This window comes from Thalassotalea nanhaiensis, from assembly GCF_031583575.1.
In the GTDB taxonomy this organism is placed as follows: domain Bacteria; phylum Pseudomonadota; class Gammaproteobacteria; order Enterobacterales; family Alteromonadaceae; genus Thalassotalea_A; species Thalassotalea_A nanhaiensis.
In genome coordinates this window covers 2,220,871-2,234,133 of the sequence record NZ_CP134146.1, presented here as the reverse complement: position 1 = coordinate 2,234,133, position 13,263 = coordinate 2,220,871, and the positions used below count along the sequence as shown (strand labels likewise).

Annotated in this window: 11 protein-coding genes and 8 tRNA genes; 18 read left to right on the top strand and 1 reads right to left on the bottom strand. The window is 37.1% G+C overall.

Annotated elements, in window-relative coordinates; genetic code table 11:
* Positions 1-215: 215 nt before the first annotated feature.
* Genes rlmKL through RI845_RS09785 form a run of 4 tightly spaced genes read left to right on the top strand, consistent with a single transcriptional unit; the run spans position 216 to position 6,303 of the window.
* Positions 216-2,342 carry a bifunctional 23S rRNA (guanine(2069)-N(7))-methyltransferase RlmK/23S rRNA (guanine(2445)-N(2))-methyltransferase RlmL gene (rlmKL, locus tag RI845_RS09800; RefSeq protein ID WP_348386000.1) on the top strand — a complete coding sequence of 709 codons (2,127 nt, stop codon included), beginning with the start codon at positions 216-218 and terminating at the stop codon, positions 2,340-2,342.
* A 13-nt stretch (positions 2,343-2,355) separates the two neighbouring features.
* On the top strand, positions 2,356-2,601 hold the full coding sequence (locus RI845_RS09795) for a glutaredoxin family protein (RefSeq protein WP_348385999.1): 246 nt from the start codon (positions 2,356-2,358) through the stop codon (positions 2,599-2,601).
* Complete coding sequence (gene uup, locus RI845_RS09790) at positions 2,588-4,504, top strand: ATP-binding cassette ATPase Uup (protein WP_348385998.1); 1,917 nt, start codon at positions 2,588-2,590, stop codon at positions 4,502-4,504. The genes RI845_RS09795 and uup overlap by 14 nt, the downstream gene beginning before the upstream one ends.
* Positions 4,504-6,303: a DUF3466 family protein gene (locus RI845_RS09785; RefSeq protein WP_348385997.1), complete on the top strand. Its 1,800-nt coding sequence runs from the start codon at positions 4,504-4,506 to the stop codon at positions 6,301-6,303. Before uup ends, RI845_RS09785 begins: the two co-directional genes overlap by 1 nt.
* Positions 6,304-6,388: 85 nt before the next feature.
* On the opposite strand, the gene fabA is transcribed toward RI845_RS09785, so the two are convergent.
* Entirely contained in the window at positions 6,389-6,904 is a 516-nt protein-coding gene (gene fabA / locus RI845_RS09780; RefSeq protein ID WP_348385996.1) for a bifunctional 3-hydroxydecanoyl-ACP dehydratase/trans-2-decenoyl-ACP isomerase, read from the bottom strand.
* 179 nt (positions 6,905-7,083) lie between these two features.
* Between fabA and RI845_RS09775 the strand changes: the two genes are divergently transcribed.
* From RI845_RS09775 to hinT, 14 genes are all read left to right on the top strand, one after another.
* Complete coding sequence (locus tag RI845_RS09775; RefSeq protein ID WP_348385995.1) at positions 7,084-7,347, top strand: hypothetical protein; 264 nt, start codon at positions 7,084-7,086, stop codon at positions 7,345-7,347.
* 69 nt (positions 7,348-7,416) lie between these two features.
* Positions 7,417-8,061 (top strand): UvrY/SirA/GacA family response regulator transcription factor, encoded by a 645-nt coding sequence (gene uvrY / locus RI845_RS09770; RefSeq protein ID WP_348385994.1) that lies wholly within the window; start codon positions 7,417-7,419, stop codon positions 8,059-8,061.
* 36 nt (positions 8,062-8,097) lie between these two features.
* A complete protein-coding gene (gene uvrC, locus RI845_RS09765; RefSeq protein ID WP_348385993.1) occupies positions 8,098-9,936 on the top strand; it encodes an excinuclease ABC subunit UvrC in 1,839 nt (612 codons plus the stop codon).
* A gap of 48 nt (positions 9,937-9,984) precedes the next feature.
* The gene (gene pgsA, locus RI845_RS09760; protein ID WP_348385992.1) at positions 9,985-10,590 is read left to right on the top strand and encodes a CDP-diacylglycerol--glycerol-3-phosphate 3-phosphatidyltransferase; all 606 of its coding nucleotides are present in this window, start codon (positions 9,985-9,987) and stop codon (positions 10,588-10,590) included.
* Between the two features lie 177 nt (positions 10,591-10,767).
* Positions 10,768-10,843: transfer RNA gene (locus RI845_RS09755), tRNA-Gly, on the top strand.
* Positions 10,844-10,886: 43 nt separating this feature from the next.
* A tRNA-Cys gene (locus RI845_RS09750) sits at positions 10,887-10,960 on the top strand.
* 4 nt (positions 10,961-10,964) lie between these two features.
* Positions 10,965-11,051 (top strand) — tRNA-Leu (locus tag RI845_RS09745).
* A gap of 47 nt (positions 11,052-11,098) precedes the next feature.
* Positions 11,099-11,174 (top strand) — tRNA-Gly (locus RI845_RS09740).
* A 29-nt stretch (positions 11,175-11,203) separates the two neighbouring features.
* Positions 11,204-11,279 (top strand) — tRNA-Gly (locus RI845_RS09735).
* Positions 11,280-11,343: 64 nt separating this feature from the next.
* Positions 11,344-11,430 (top strand) — tRNA-Leu (locus RI845_RS09730).
* 53 nt (positions 11,431-11,483) lie between these two features.
* Positions 11,484-11,559: transfer RNA gene (locus tag RI845_RS09725), tRNA-Gly, on the top strand.
* A 100-nt stretch (positions 11,560-11,659) separates the two neighbouring features.
* A tRNA-Leu gene (locus RI845_RS09720) sits at positions 11,660-11,746 on the top strand.
* 464 nt (positions 11,747-12,210) lie between these two features.
* Complete coding sequence (locus RI845_RS09715) at positions 12,211-12,807, top strand: DUF4136 domain-containing protein (RefSeq protein WP_348385991.1); 597 nt, start codon at positions 12,211-12,213, stop codon at positions 12,805-12,807.
* Positions 12,808-12,817: 10 nt separating this feature from the next.
* Complete coding sequence (gene hinT, locus RI845_RS09710) at positions 12,818-13,168, top strand: purine nucleoside phosphoramidase (RefSeq protein WP_348385990.1); 351 nt, start codon at positions 12,818-12,820, stop codon at positions 13,166-13,168.
* The last annotated feature ends 95 nt before the right edge of the window (positions 13,169-13,263 follow it).

The following is a 13,263-nucleotide window of genomic DNA, read 5'->3' as shown; positions in this document are numbered from 1 at the left end:
AGGATTGCCTTATAGGATTGCAAGTAGATTTTACCATATTTATTAATTAATTTGATAATGTGTTTGATAATTAATCAGTCGGTTTAATTGTATACTTAAAATGTACGAAATTTAGCTTTGATATCAGATATTTCTTAGTTAAATAAAGTAATTGGCTAAGACAAATGGCAATGGGTCGTTTATAATCTGCGCCATCAAATGCTTTGGATCACACCATGAAACAATTTTTAGCTTTAACTTCTTTTGGCATAGAGCCACTTTTAGCCGATGAAATAACGTCAATAGGCGGCAGTGAAGTCGTACAACGTCCTGAAGGCGTTCATTTTACTGCAAGTATGGAAACTGGATATCAAGCCTGTTTAAAATCTCGTTTAGCCAGTCGTATTCTTATAAGAATCGATGAACCGTCTCCTGTAAAAGATAAAGACGCACTTTATAAAGCCGCTAAAGACATAGATTGGACTGAACATTTCACCAGTGAAGACTTTTTTGCTGTCGATTTTGTTGGTAAAAATGAACACATTCGTGATTCACAATTTGGCGGTTTAACTGTAAAAGATGCGATTGTTGATTGCTTTAGAGACGAAGGTTTAGACAGACCATCTGTTGAAAAAACTAATCCGGATATACGTATACAAGCTCGCTTACTTAGAAATGAAGTAACGTTTTATGTAGATTTTTCTGGTCGTTCACTATCTAAACGTGGATACCGTGAAAATTCTGGTGCTGCGCCTATTAAAGAAAACCTTGCTGCGGCTCTTGTAGTTCGTTCTGGTTGGTTAAATGATCCAAGTAAGCCATTGGTTGACCCTATGTGTGGTTCAGGTACGTTAATGCTTGAAGCTGTGTCTATGGCATCAGGAATGTATCCAGGTGTCGATAGAACACATTGGGGCTTTAGTCGCTGGAAATTTCACGATGCGAGCCTATTTAACCAATTGTTAGATACCGCTAAGTTAGAAACCGACCAAGCCCTAGCTAATAGTACTGTTAAAGTATTTGGTTTTGATATGGATGGGAGAGTACTTCAAACGGCTAAAGCAAATGCTCGCAGTGCAGGACTTGGTCATTTAATTGAATTTAAACAGGGCAGAGCTGAAGATCTTAAAAATCAATTTGGTGAACCTGGCCATATTTTATTTAATCCGCCTTATGGTGAACGTATTGGTTCATTACCAGAGCTCGTTTCTACGTTTACCGAACTTGGCAAAGTGTTTAAACAAGAGTTTTTAGGCTGGAAAATTGGCTTAATTACCGCGAATGTTGAAATGCTCTCTCTATTAAAGCTATCTAGCTTTAAGCGTTATAAATTCAAAAATGGCCCATTAGATTGTCAATTAGCGCTATATAACATTGACGAAGGGCAATTAGACCGTACACCTGCACAAACAGACTTTTCTGGTCAGAACTCAGATTTTGCCAACCGTTTAAAGAAAAACGTTAAAGGGTTGAAATCATGGTTAAAGCAAAACGATGTAAATTGTTATCGAGTTTATGATGCTGATATTCCAGAATTTAATGTAGCCATTGATGTATATGACGATCATTTAGTGTTGCATGAGTATGCGCCGCCTAAAGATATCGATGAAGTTAAAGCCGCGCAGCGCTTACAAGAAGCTATATATTGGGCCCCTAAAGTATTAAACATAGATACTGATAAAGTGGCGTTAAAAGTACGAAGTAAGCAAAAGGGTAAAAATCAATACCAGCAGTTAAGCAAAAGTAAAAAAGCACTTATTGTAAAAGAATACGATGCCTTGCTAAAAGTTAATCTGTGGGATTACCTTGATACTGGCTTATTCTTAGACCACCGCAAGACTCGTAAAATTGTTGCTAAAAAGTCTAAAGGAAAAACCTTATTAAACCTCTTTGCCTATACCGGATCTGTTTCATTACAAGCTGCAATTAATGGCGCTGAAAAAGTAACTACCGTTGATATGTCAAAAACCTATTTAGACTGGGCTCAAGATAATTTCGAACTAAATAAGTTACGTGGTCATAAATATGAATTCGTTCAAGCTGACTGTTTGCAGTGGTTAAAAGAAAACACAAATAAATATGATGTGGTATTTATTGATCCACCAACATTTTCTAATTCTAAACGAATGAACACTACATTTGATGTGCAACGTGACCATTTGGATTTGATTAAAACCGGAATGAAATCAGTTGCTGATCAAGGTGAATTAATTTTCACTAATAACAAGCGTGGTTTTAAAATGGACTTTGACGGATTAAATCTTGTTGGCCTTAAAGCTGAGTGCTTAACCGAAGTTACTCGTGATTTTGACTTCAAGCGAAATAAGCACATTCATAACAGCTGGTGTATCAGCCGTATATAATGAAAGGCTTTTAATGAACACAATACAATATAATTTATATGGCACAGATGGCTGTCATCTGTGCGAAATAGCTGAGCAATTATGTAAAAATCTTATCAGCGAAGATAATATTGCCTACGTTGATATTATTAATGAGCCTAAGTTGGTTGAATTATACAGTACAAGTATTCCTGTACTAGAGCATTTACATAGTAATATGGCCTTATATTGGCCATTTAACGAAGAACAATTACAAGAGTTTATCAGTGGAACTAATTAGAATAACTAACGCCGAATTAGCCTTTGGCGAAGACAAAATACTTGATAATACCGAATTGCGTATTAAAACCAGCGAACGTGTATGTTTGGTTGGTCGAAATGGCGCAGGTAAATCATCATTAATGAAAATATTAATGGGTATGCAACATCTAGATGATGGCCAGTTGGTGATATCTAATGAAGTTAATGTGGCAATGCTCGCTCAGGATCCTCCTAAATCTTGTGACCAAACAATTTTTACTTATGTGTCAGATGGTTTAAAAGAAAACGGTGTCTTGATCCAAAGATATCACGACATTATTCATGTGGTCACTGAAGACCCAAGTGAAGCCAATTTAAATAAAATGGCACAAATTCAAACGGAACTTGAGCAAAACAATGCTTGGGAAGATGAACAACGCGTTGAACAAGTGTTAAGTAAACTTTCGTTAAATCCTGATCAGAATGTCAATGAGCTCTCTGGTGGTTGGTTAAGAAAAATTGCGCTAGCTCAAGCACTTGTAACAAATCCCGATGTATTACTCCTAGATGAACCTACTAACCACTTAGATATAGAAAGTGTGTTGTGGTTAGAGAATTTCTTAAAAAATTACGCAGGAACGATAATATTTATTTCACATGATAGGGCATTTATACGTTCACTAGCTACTCGTATTGTCGATTTAGACCGAGGTATATTAACGAGTTACCCTGGCGATTATGATACTTATTTAGCACAAAAAGAGCATGATTTAGAAGTAGAGAGTACGCAAAATAAATTATTTGATAAGCGTTTAGCAGAAGAAGAAACTTGGATTCGACAAGGTATTAAAGCCCGTAGAACTCGTAATGAAGGACGTGTTCGAGCATTAGAAAAGCTTCGTCTTGAGCGAAAAGCTCGCAGAGATGTTAAAAAACAAGGTGAGATGGTGCTGTCGCAAGGCGAGAGAAGTGGTAAGTTGGTATTTGAATGTACCGATTTATCTATTGCCTTTAATGACAAAACTATTATTGAAGATCTTGAGTTACTTATCAGTCGTGGTGATCGCTTAGCGTTAATTGGTGGTAACGGTACAGGTAAATCAACGTTACTTAAGCTGATAACTGATCAATATAAACCAACATCTGGCAAAATGCGTATTGGCGTTAACTTGGAAGTTGCTTATTTTGATCAGCACAGAGAACAGCTTGACGTGAATATGACGGTACAAGATGCAGTTTCTGAAGGTAAACAAGAAGTAACTGTTAACGGTGTGACCCGTCATGTGTTAGGTTACTTACAAGATTTCTTATTTAGCCCTAAAAGAGCTCGAACACCTGTACGTGCTTTATCTGGTGGTGAAAGAAATCGTTTATTACTCGCTAAATTATTTTTACGTCCAAGTAATTTATTGATTCTCGATGAGCCTACTAATGATCTAGATATTGAAACTCTAGAGTTATTAGAAATGGTTGTCGCTAATTACCCAGGTACTGTACTATTGGTTAGTCATGATCGAGATTTTGTCGATAACTGTGTAAATAGTTGTTTGTATTTTGATGGTAGTGGCCGAATTGCCCAAATAGTAGGTGGTTATAGTGACGTTGAAGATTATTTATCTTACAAGGCGGAACAAAATGCAAAATTTACACTCAAAGACAAAACTAAAGAAAAACCACAGGTAAAACCCGTTGAAGTAAAAAAAGTTAAAAATAAATTATCTTTTAAAGAAAAACATGAGTTAGAATCATTACCAGAATTATTGGAAACCCTTGAACAGCAAGTGGATGATTATCAGATGCAAGTAAATGCAGCCGATTTTTACACCCAATCATCAGATAAAACTCAACAAGTATTAAAAAAATTACAAGAAGCTGAAGCCAAGTTTGAACAGGCTTTTGACCGTTGGCAAGAATTAGAAGAAATTCAAGAGAAAAGTAGTTAATGAAAACCTTGATAAAATCCGTTTTAGCGCTAAGCATTTCAGGTGCATTATTAGCACCCGCAGCTCAAGCTGTAACATACACCATTGAAGATTTAGGTATTGTAGACTCCGTTGAAAATACATACGGCATTGAACAAAACAATGTCGGACAAGTTTTACTGTCTGGACAAACTACCTATAATTTCCCTGTCCAATTTCAACATTTCGCTGAAGATGGCGATGATTATGATGAAATTGTACGCCTGGCTAATAATACTCATGATAATTACTATGATTTATTTAAAATAGATGATGCAGCTGAAGAAGCATTACGTGCCGGTAACCCTGATGCCAATGCTTTATCTTGGACTATTCTTTGGTTAAGAGGGAAAGGTAGTACTCTTTACCAAAAATACGGCGATGCGCAAATTTATGTTTATGAACCGAACACAACCACCGCAACTGAGCTGCCTGTATTTGATGTTGCTTTCGAAGATGGCAATTTAACTCGTTCAACCGTTGATGTTCCGAAAGGAATAACGGATGAAGGTTTAGTATACGGTTATTCATCAGCTCCTTTTTTATCTTTACCGCCGTTTGATGATGGTGGCAGTGAATTAGATATTCATTGGGTAAGTGATTTTACCAGTCGTGGTTGGATACGAAGTGTTGATGGCTCTGTTGAGTTTGAGTTAATTCCTTTTACTGAGTTAGACGAAACGACGAATCATTACGGTGGTTTGTCAGCTGTAAACGATCTCGCTTCAATAAATGGAAATACAGTTGCAATTGGTACTTCTAGTGTTGATTTGAACCCTAATGCTCTTGAAGATTTAGAAGAAGAAGGTGACTATTGTGACGATCGTTTAGACGACATGCCTTTCGAGGCTTGTGTTCAAATTATTCGCCAAAACTTGTACTACTCAAATGCTTTTAAATGGGAAGTTGATGAAACCGGTACCCTGGTAACAGCAACAGATTTGGGCCGAGGCGTAGTAAACATTCATCCAGATGATAAACGTCCTTTTACTAGTGACGCGTTAAGTATTAATGATGCGGGTATCATTGTAGGTTATTCTCATTTTTGGTGGGATGAAGATGAAACTACTCCAAGTCGAGGCGAGAGTGTTGGTAGTTTTGCAGCAATATTTAAAGATGGTGAGATAATCGATTTTACTGATCGTGATGATTATTTCGAATCAAAAGCAATAGAAATAAACAATGACGGTATTTTTACAGGTTATATGTACAAATACGTAAATGGTAAAGCCAGAACTAAGTTCTATTATGCCAATGCTAACGATGCTGAAATAACGCCTGTTTTCCCGGTAGATTTCTTTAAAGGCTCGTCGAGTTACCCGCATGGCATTAATATAAATGGCATGATTGTTGGTGAAGGTGAAGTAGAAGATTTCGTCGACAGTCCAAGTACTCCACGTCGTCGCCACGGCTTTTTATACAGCATAAATGATGATGCGTTTTATAATGTTAATCAGTTTTTAAGCTGTGAAGATCAAGAAAAATATACAATCGTAGAAGCCAGAGATATCAATGACGAAAATGTAATTTTAGGTACCGCATGGATTAAAGCACCTAAGCTTGATTCTAAGGGTGAACCTTTCTCTATTGATGGTGAAGTAATCCCTGATGCTGAACAAGACGTATTGGTTGCGGTAAAATTAACACCAACAGGTGAAGGATTTGTAATAAACGATTGTTCTGAAGAGCTTGATGAAAAAACAGAGCGTAGAGGGGCAGGGTTTGGCTTCTTATCGTTATTTGCAGGTATGGCTTTATTGTTTAGAAGACGTCGTAGTTAAATAATTTATTTTAGAATGTTAATTTTCTAACAAAAAGGCTGCCAATTGGCAGCCTTTTATTTTTTTAGAAACTAGAAACTAGAAATTAGAATTTTGAAGTATCTTCAAACAAACCAACTTTTAAATCTGTTGCGGTGTAAATTACACGACCATCAACTTCTACTGTACCGTCAGCTAAACCCATGAACAATTTACGCTTGATCACACGTTTTAAATCAATACGGTAGGTAACTTTAGACGCAGTTGGTAGTATTTGGCCAGTAAATTTAACTTCACCCACACCTAACGCTCTACCTAAACCTGGTCCACCTGACCATGCTAAGAAGAACCCAACTAGTTGCCACATAGCATCAAGGCCTAAACAACCTGGCATTACTGGGTCGCCTTTAAAGTGACAATCGAAGAACCAAAGATCTGGAGTGATATCTAGTTCAGCAATAATTTCACCTTTACCATACTTACCACCTTCGTCAGTGATTTTAATGATGCGATCCATCATCAACATATTATCTGAAGGTAACTTGCTGTTTCCAGGACCAAATAATTCACCAGTACCTGCTTGAATTAGACCTGCTTTGTCAAATGAGTTTTGTTTTGTCATGACTCTACTTTCTCAATTAAATGTGTAGATAATGAAAATTATCATCAATTATCATTATCAGAAAATTCTGGTCGCTACTTTAGCGAACACTTGTACACTAAACAATATTTTTTTGAAATAAATTGCAATTAGTTTGGTTATCCGTAACCATAGACCTTATTCATTATGAGGTAATGCCTATGACTATTAAGACTAGCAAAAAAGCAGCATTAACCAATGCTGAAAAGCAAAAAAGATTTCGAGATAAGCAAAAAGATAACGGTAAGAAAGAAGTTAGGGGCTATTTAACCGCTGAAGCCATCGAATGTTACGCAAAAATTAGCGATCAGACTGATTGGAATGACAGTGTTATATTATCTAATGCGATAAGAATTACCTATGCTGCCTATAAAAATGGCCAAATAGGGTTACTTAATAACTGGCTTACCCAAAATAAACTTTAACCACGTAGTACATATGTGATATTTTTATATTAATAATAAAGAGCCTTAGCTCACCTTAGGGGAAAGTAAGTGATCAAAGTATTGTTAGTTGATGATCATGATTTAGTTAGAATGGGGATCAGACGTTTATTAGAAGATGCTCCAACAATAGAAGTTGTTAGTGAAGTGTCAACTGGTGAAGAGGCTGTGCAGTATTGTCGTACTCATAATCCTGATGTTGTTCTAATGGATGTTAATATGCCAGGAATAGGTGGCTTAGAAGCAACTAAAAAGATCATACGGTATAACCCAGACATTAAAGTGTTAATTTTAACCGTCCATATTGAAGATCCTTTCCCGACCAAAGTAATGCAAATAGGAGCCTCAGGCTTTTTAACCAAGAATACGCCGCCACAAGAAATGATCCAGGCGATTAAAGCTGTTAAGAGTGGCCAACGTTACATAACGCCTGGCATTGCCCAACAAATGGCATTGAGCCAATTCAATAAACCCGACGAAAGCCCATTTGCCTGTTTATCAGAACGTGAATTACAAATTATGATGATGATCACTCGCGGCGAAAAGGTTGTTGATATCTCTGAGCAATTAAGTCTAAGCAGTAAAACTATCAACAGTTATCGATATCGCATGTTTGATAAACTTTCAGTAAGCAATGATGTCGAACTAACTCATTTAGCAATACGCTTTGGCATGCTCAACACTGAAATGCTTTAAGAGTTATATCTAAATAGACTTATAATTGGTATTTTGATGACTGAGCAAAGTAATGCTTTTGACCATAAAGCTTTTTTATTAACGGTAACTGAGCAAAGTGGTGTATACCGAATGTATGACGGTGAACAAACTGTTATTTATGTTGGTAAAGCAAAAGATCTTAAAAATCGGCTGAGCAGTTATTTTCGAAAAGATGTTGGTAATGTAAAAACCAGAGTTTTGGTTAGCCATATAAAAGCCATTGATGTTACCGTTACTCATACCGAGGGCGAAGCCCTTATTTTAGAAAACAACTACATTAAAAAGTACCAACCTAAGTATAATGTTCTACTTAGAGACGACAAATCCTACCCTTATTTATTAATTAGTGCACATAAACACCCTAAACTGGGTTCTCATCGTGGAGGCAAGCGAGTAAAAGGCGAGTATTTTGGTCCTTTTCCTACCGCTGGAGCTGTTTGGGAAAGCTTACGCTTAATGCAAAAGCTGTTTCCAATCAGACAATGTGAAGACAGTTATTACCGAGCTCGTTCTAGGCCGTGTTTACAATATCAACTTAAACGCTGTTCAGCCCCTTGTGTGGGTAAAATTTCCGATGACGCCTATCAACAGCAAGTTCACTTGGCGAGATTATTTTTACAAGGTAAAAACGAACAGGTAATCGCCTCTCTTGTTAGCAGTATGGAAGTTGCCAGTGAACAGTTAGATTTTGAAAGTGCAGCGAGATTTCGCGATCAAATCGCTACGTTAAGAAAAGTACAACAACAGCAGTTTGTCAGCGGTACGACTGCAGAGCTTGATGTGATTGGTTTCTATCGGTTAAAAAATCAAGCTTGTTTGCATTTGTTATTTATTAGGGATCAAAAAATTCTTGGCAGTAAGAGTTATTTTCCAAATATACCTGCCAATACCAGTGATGAAGAAGTCGTAGAAGCATTTATAAGTCAACATTATTTAGGCGAGGGTATTGATCAGGATAATATCGCTAAGGAGATAATATTGCCTATTGCTTTTGATTCTCAAAAACAATTAGCTACATTATTGTCTAAACAGGCAGAACGTGACGTAAAATTGTCAGTTAATGTTCGCAGTGAACGTGCTCGTTATTTAAAACTTGCAACGACTAACGCTGAAAATTCCTTAAATGTAAAAAATAGCCATAAAGAGTCGATGCAAGCTCGTTTTAGAGATTTAAATAATGAATTTGAATTATCTAAACCAATAGAGCGGCTCGAATGTTTCGATATAAGTCACACTATGGGTCAGCAGACGATTGCGTCTTGTGTAGTTTTTAATACTGAAGGTCCGCTAAAGAGTGATTATCGACGCTACAATGTTCATGGTATTACTCCCGGAGATGATTATGCTGCGATGTCATTTGCTCTTAATAAGCGTTACGGAAAAATGACTGATGAAGATAATTTACCTGATATTGTATTTATTGATGGTGGTAAAGGGCAACTAGCACGAGCAGAAACATTCTTCGCGGAATTAAATTTAACAAAATCTCCTATGTTGATTGGTGTGGCGAAAGGAGAGTCTAGAAAGCCGGGATTAGAAACGCTTATTATGGCTGGCTCACACCAGCTAATTTCATTGCCTGCTACATCACCTGCACTACATTTAGTACAACATATTAGAGATGAGTCACACCGTTTTGCAATAGCAGGGCACCGAGCTAAAAGAGGGAAGGTCGCTACGAAGTCAACTTTGGAAGAAATTCCTGGAATAGGCGCTAAAAAACGTCAGGCTCTGCTTAAATATTTGGGCGGGTTACAAGAAGTTAAAAAAGCAACCATAGAGCAATTAATGAAAGTACCAGGGATAAGTAAAGATTTAGCGACAAATATTTTTAATAGCTTACATGACAATTAACCTTCTTCCTGTACAATGTATTTATAATAACAAGCCAGTAGTAGATTTATGTGGACAATACCTAATCAAATAACCCTGTTTCGGATAATTTTAATCCCTGTTTTTGTCGTTGTGTTTTATATGCACGATATGATGCCTGATACATTTTCAAAAAATTGGTCAAACTTTGCATCGTTTGCAGTTTTCTGGATAGCTTCAGTTAGTGATGCATTAGATGGCTATTTAGCACGAAAACTTAAGCAGTCGAGTAATTTTGGCGCATTTATAGACCCAGTAGCCGATAAACTCATGGTAACTATCGCTTTAGTCTTAATCGTTTCTGAATATCGTAACCTGTGGGTTACCGTTCCTGCTTTAATCATGGTTGCTCGTGAAATAATAATTTCTGCCCTTAGAGAGTTTATGGCTGACTTAGGCAAACGTGGCGATGTTGCAGTATCTGAGTTAGGCAAATGGAAAACTGCTGCGCAAATGTTGGCATTAATGGGCTTAATTTGGAACCCAGACTATCCGATCCCATTAGTACTGTTTGATTTACCCGCAATTGTGATTAATTATGCTGCATGGGGCTTTTACTTTTTTGCCACTGCATTTGCTTTTATATCAATGTTTCAATATCTTAAAGCGGCTTGGCCAGAATTTTCAAAAAAATAATAAACATTTATTTACATAGCCTGGTTAATTAAATTACAATTTTTAGCTAAAAAATCGGCATATTAGTCGTATTTTAAGCAAACAGAAAAAAATAGAAAAAAATTGAAAGTAAAGTGTTGACTCATCAATAGAACGATGTAGAATGCACATCCGTTGACAAGGAGTCGACATCTTGAAGCGGCTGTAGCTCAGCTGGTAGAGCATCACGTTGCCAACGTGAATGTCACGAGTTCGAGTCTCGTTAGCCGCTCCAATTTTTTCTAAGGAAGTACATCACCAACTAGTTGATGAATATTGGCGGGTTGGCAGAGTGGCTATGCAGCGGATTGCAAATCCGTGGACCTCGATTCGACTTCGGGACCCGCCTCCACTTTGCCCGGGTGGTGGAATTGGTAGACACATGGGATTTAAAATCCCACGTCTTAACGGACGTGCCGGTTCAAGTCCGGCCCCGGGTACCATTTCATCAACTATGTTGATTGTACGAAGAACGTATTGATTAAATTAAGCGGCTGTAGCTCAGCTGGTAGAGCATCACGTTGCCAACGTGAATGTCACGAGTTCGAGTCTCGTTAGCCGCTCCAATTTAACAATACAAAATAGATTATATAAAGCGGCTGTAGCTCAGCTGGTAGAGCATCACGTTGCCAACGTGAATGTCACGAGTTCGAGTCTCGTTAGCCGCTCCAATCTAATATTTTGCTACTTAGTCATGTAGAAATGACAGGCAGTATCCTTGAATAGGAATACAATGCCCGGGTGGTGGAATTGGTAGACACATGGGATTTAAAATCCCACGTCTTAACGGACGTGCCGGTTCAAGTCCGGCCCCGGGTACCATTTATGGTATTGACCATTTCTACAATGTATTAAGTAACATAGCTCTATATGAAGCGGCTGTAGCTCAGCTGGTAGAGCATCACGTTGCCAACGTGAATGTCACGAGTTCGAGTCTCGTTAGCCGCTCCAATTTCTCATTTATAACTCCGTGTTTAACATTCAGTTGTGATTGAAAGTAGGGAACCAATCTCTACTCTAAAAAATGCTTCCCATACTTTTTAAGTATTATGCCCGGGTGGTGGAATTGGTAGACACATGGGATTTAAAATCCCACGTCTTAACGGACGTGCCGGTTCAAGTCCGGCCCCGGGTACCATTACTTTCTTTATACAAATATCCTGTTAACAATTTTATATCTGCTGAATTTATTCAGTATCTAGATGTATATCATCACGTTAAAAGTTATCTAAAATCCCGCGTCACTCATATAAACGTGACGTACAGGTTCAAGTCCGGCCCCGGGTACCATTACTTTCTTTATCAAAATATTCTGTTAACAAATTCATTTCTGCTGATCTTATTTCAGTGTTTAAATGTATATAACGTTTAAAGATATTTATAATCCCACGTCACTCATATAATCGCGACGTACAGGTTCAAGTCCGGCCTTAGGTAGCATTGCTTTTTTATTAAATCGTCCTATTAACAAATTCATACTTGCTGAACTTGTTCTAGTTCCCAAGCTATTCTTTAACTTCTTCAATTTAAAACTAAATAAATCTACCTTTTTATATTATTCTTAGTATTATTAATTACATAGACTTTTATTGAGATGTATTTATGAAATTTTCATGTTTTAAATTAGCTGCCTTATTACTTTTACTTTCAGGTTGTGCCACAAGCTATAACCCTGATATTGATTACAATCCAGAATATAACTTTGATCAGTTACAAACATTCGTAGTTTTAGATGACTTTGAAGCGAACCAAGAAGCGTCAAAGAAACTTAATCGCAACTTGAGTAGTCTGGATAACGATCGTTTAATTAAGGCGATAACTAACACCTTAAAACAAAAAGGTATGGTTGAAGCAGATAAAGCTGATGCAGACATGCAAGTGCGTTTCCAATTAGTTACTAAAGATAAAACTCAATTAAGAACTTACAACACTGGTTTTTATCAATGTTGGCGTTGTAGAGGCCATTATGGCTACGGTGGTATAACTCCAGTGCAACAAGTTGAAATAAAAGATTACGTTGAAGGGACCATCATTATAGATTTTGTTGATCCTGCTAAAGGAAAGTCTGTATGGCGTTCTGTGGTTTCTAAAGCAATTAAGAAAACCAAGATACCTGTTGAAGAAAAACAAGCCAAAATACAAGAGTTAGTAAACGCCATGCTAGCAAGCTTTAAAGCACCTGCCGTACCAGCACAATAAAGGAATCGTTATGAGTGAAGAAACTATATTTTCAAAAATAATTCGCCAAGAAATTCCGACCCCCTTGCTGTACCAAGATGATTTAGTCACTGCATTTCGTGATATTTCACCTAAAGCGCCTACACATATTTTGATTATTCCTAATAAACTAATTCCAACGGCTAATGATGTTGAAGAAGAAGATGAGTTAACGCTTGGAAGAATGATCACCGTTGCTAAAAAGTTAGCAAGGGAAGAGGGGATTAGTGAAGATGGTTATCGTTTGATTATGAATTGTAATAGTCATGGTGGCCAAGAGGTTTATCATATTCATATGCATTTACTTGGTGGTAAACGACTAGGACCAATGCTGTCTTTTTAGAACAATTCAAAACTTCACTTGTTAATAAGCCAGATTTTTATCTGGCTTATGTGTTTTTGTTTGTAGTTATCACAAAATTTATAGAGTAAAAGTTC